Raw genomic sequence first — 3,060 nt, 5'->3', positions numbered from 1 at the left:
GCCCCCCTCGCCGGGCCACCAGCCCACGCGCGCCACCTCGCCCCCGGGCAGGACCACCTCCAGGCCGACGAGGTCGTGGACGCGCTGGCGGCGCAGCCCCACGCCCCGGTCCAGGGCGTTGCCCAGGACGCTGGTGTGCGCGGAGGAGGCGGTGACGTTGAGCATGCGGCCGGTACCGGCCAGCTGCTCCGACAACTGGCGCTGGGTCACTCCGGCCTCGATCACCGCCCAGCCCGCGTCGGTGTCGACGCGGCGGACGCGGTCCAGTCCGTGCAGTTCGAGGCGTACGGCGCCGTCCCCGACCGGCTCGCGCGAGCCCAGGCCCCAGTTGCGGCCGGTGGAGACCGCGTACAGGGAGGGGGCGTCGGCGTCGTCCAGGGCCCGCAGGAGTGCGGGGACCTGCTCGGCGCGGGTGGGGCGCAGCACGGCCAGTGTGTCGCGTGTGGCGAAGCCGGAGACGTTGGCGTGCCCGGGCGCGGGGCCCAGGACGTGGTCGGTGTCGGGTCCCAGCACGGAGCTGACCCGTCTGCGGAGGTCGGACAGGGCGTGGTCGGTCACAGCGGTCTCCCCGGCTGCGGTCGTCGGTGGGGGTGGGGGGCGGTGGCGTCTCAGGGGCGGTCGCGTGTGGCGCCGTCGAGGTAGACGTGGCGGACCTCGTGTCCGGGCTCCACGCGCGCCAGCGCCATCACGCGGACGGTGCGGCGTGGCGCGCCGTCCCAGACGGGCTCGGCGGCGCACAGCGCCGGGACGTCGTCGAGCAGGCGGTGCTCGCGCAGGACCAGCGGCGGGACGTCCGCCGTCAGGTCGGGGGTCACGGTGAACCACAGGCACGCCACGTCGGCGGGGGAGAGCCCGTTGCGGTCGAGGACCCCGCGGACCATGGCCAGGGTCGCCGCGGCGATCGCCTCGCGGGTGTCACCGGCGACACCGGTGCCGCCGCGCACCGCGCGCAGCACGGGGTTCACGCCGTTACCATCCGCCCCTGGTGGAACAGGAGCGCGCCGTCCGCGGGGTCGCCCAGGTGGGTGGCGCTGACCCGCCCGGTGTACATGCGGTGGTCGCCCTCCTGGCGGACGGAGGTGGTCTCGCACGTGAGCCCGCCCAGGGCGCCCCGCAGGACGAGGCAGCCCGAGGGGGTGGTGGTGAAGTAGGGGCCCAGGGCCTCGCCGCGGGGTTTGTCGGAGGCGGCGAACAGCCGTGCGTGCGTCTCCTGGCCGCCGGAGAGCAGGCTCAGGCAGAAGCCTCCGGTGGCGTCCACGACCCTGCCGGCGCGGGAGGTCTCGTGAAGGGAGACCAGGACCGTGGGAGGGTCCAGGGTGACGGAGATCAGCGAGTTCACCGTGGTGGCCACGGCCTCGGCTCCGCTGCCCGAGGTCAGGACCGCCACGCCGGTGGGGAACAGGCGCATGACCGAGCGGAGGTCGGGCGGGTGCGCATGGGGGGTCTGCGTGTTCATCCGTGGTGCCCTTCGTCAGCTGGGTGGTGCTTGACGGACGCCTCCGGGGGCGGAGAAGGCGCGTGAGGGAGGGGCTCTGGTTTTAAACACCTCGTTCCAATACGGAGAATTTACCACGTCCCGCTCTTTTGTTTTAGGTGGTGTGCATCACATGAGAATGTGCGGGAACGGTTCCCCCGTTTTCCCTTTGGTTTAGGTGAATGTGCAGGTGGAAAACGGGTTGACTTGCCGCTTCATGGCTGCTCTAGTGTGCGCTCCGTGCCTTTTTCGGCCAGAAAGAGGGCCTTCCCTGTCGCGGTTCTCCGGTGGTAATGAGAGGGGTGGCGGCAGTGGCTCACCGTATTCGGTAATCGTTGTGGAAGCCGGGTAAAACCTTTTCCCGGTGACGGTGGGTCGACCATTCGCCGTCATCGGCCCATGCGGAGGGGGAGTCAGGGAATGGAACGCAGTCCCGGTACGCGGGTCCGGCTGGGCGGGTCCTCGGTGGAGCTCAGTCCCCTCGGGCTGGGCACCGCCCCGCTCGGCAACGGCGGCTACCGGGAGGTGGACGAGGAGGCCGCGGCCGCGACGGTCCTGGCGGCGTGGGAGGCGGGCGTGCGCTACTTCGACACCGCTCCCCACTACGGCCTGGGCCTGGCCGAGCGCCGCCTGGGCCGCGCCCTGGCCGGTCTGCCCCGCGAGCAGTACGCGGTCTCGACCAAGGTCGGCCGCCTGCTGGAGCCCACCCCGCACCGCGCCGTGCGGTGGGACGACCAGGGCTTCGCCGTTCCCGCCGCGTACGGGCGGCGGTGGGACTTCAGCGCCGACGGGGTGCGCCGCTCCCTGGAACAGAGCCTGGAGCGGCTGGGCCTGGACCGGGTGGACGTGGTGCTCCTGCACGACCCCGACCACCACTGGGAGCAGGCGGCCGGTGAGGCCTACCCGGCCCTGCACGAGCTGCGCGACCAGGGCGTGGTCGGCGCGATCGGCGCGGGCATGAACCAGGCGCGCATGCTGGAGCGCTTCGCCGTGGAGACCGACGTGGACGCCGTGCTGCTCGCGGGCAGGTACACGCTGCTGGACCAGGGGGCGGCGGCCACGATGCTCCCGGCCTGCCTGCGCGCGGGGGTGTCGGTGATCGCGGCCGGAGTGTTCAACAGCGGGATCCTGGCCGTGGACGAGCCCTCCGCCGACACCACCTACGACTACGCGGCCGCCCCCGGGCCGCTGCGCGACCGGGCGCTGCGGATCGCCGCGGTGGCCCGCCGCCACGGGGTCGGTCTGCCCCAGGCGGCGATGGCCTTCTGCGCGCGCCACCCGGCGGTGGCCGGGGTCCTGGTGGGGGCCCGCTCGGCCGGGGAGATCACGCACGACGCCCGCCTCCTGTCCGCCCCTGTCCCCGAGGACCTGTGGGCGGACCTGGAGGCCGAGGGCCTGCTCGTCCCCGGAACCGCGCACTGACCCCCGCGGCCCGAGGCCGCCGCGCGGACGGACGCGAGACCACCTTCCGCGCGGACGGGCTTCGCGTCGTCGCGGCGACTGCCGACCCCGGCGTTCCGCACCGGCGCTGCGGGGTCTCCCGGAGTCGCGGGCCCGCGTCGTAGGGTGGCCGTGCGGCCCGCGGC

Annotated in this window: 4 protein-coding genes; 1 reads left to right on the top strand and 3 read right to left on the bottom strand. The window is 73.8% G+C overall.

Annotated elements, in window-relative coordinates; genetic code table 11:
- From DQW06_RS09115 to DQW06_RS09105, 3 genes are all read right to left on the bottom strand, one after another.
- A partial coding sequence (locus DQW06_RS09115) for an FAD-dependent oxidoreductase (RefSeq protein ID WP_157983383.1) occupies nt 1-558 on the bottom strand: 558 nt, incomplete at its 3' end.
- A gap of 50 nt (nt 559-608) precedes the next feature.
- Entirely contained in the window at nt 609-965 is a 357-nt protein-coding gene (gene aroH, locus DQW06_RS09110; RefSeq protein ID WP_013152233.1) for a chorismate mutase, read from the bottom strand.
- Nucleotides 962-1,456: a flavin reductase family protein gene (locus DQW06_RS09105; RefSeq protein WP_013152234.1), complete on the bottom strand. Its 495-nt coding sequence runs from the start codon at nt 1,454-1,456 to the stop codon at nt 962-964. Before DQW06_RS09105 ends, aroH begins: the two co-directional genes overlap by 4 nt.
- Nucleotides 1,457-1,894: 438 nt before the next feature.
- Here DQW06_RS09105 and DQW06_RS09100 point away from each other — a divergent pair, with 438 nt between their 5' ends.
- Nucleotides 1,895-2,896: an aldo/keto reductase gene (locus tag DQW06_RS09100; RefSeq protein ID WP_117198288.1), complete on the top strand. Its 1,002-nt coding sequence runs from the start codon at nt 1,895-1,897 to the stop codon at nt 2,894-2,896.
- Nucleotides 2,897-3,060: the final 164 nt, after the last annotated feature.

The sequence above is a fragment of the Nocardiopsis sp. TNDT3 genome (assembly GCF_003427465.1).
GTDB lineage: Bacteria > Actinomycetota > Actinomycetes > Streptosporangiales > Streptosporangiaceae > Nocardiopsis > Nocardiopsis dassonvillei.
This window is presented reverse-complemented; position numbering and strand designations above follow the sequence as displayed.

Bases quoted from the DNA above. Each gene is read 5' to 3' on its own strand.
- DQW06_RS09105 (WP_013152234.1), bottom strand. From the start codon at position 1,456: ATGAACACGCAGACCCCCCATGCGCACCCGCCCGACCTCCGCTCGGTC.
- DQW06_RS09100 (WP_117198288.1), top strand. From the start codon at position 1,895: ATGGAACGCAGTCCCGGTACGCGGGTCCGGCTGGGCGGGTCCTCGGTG.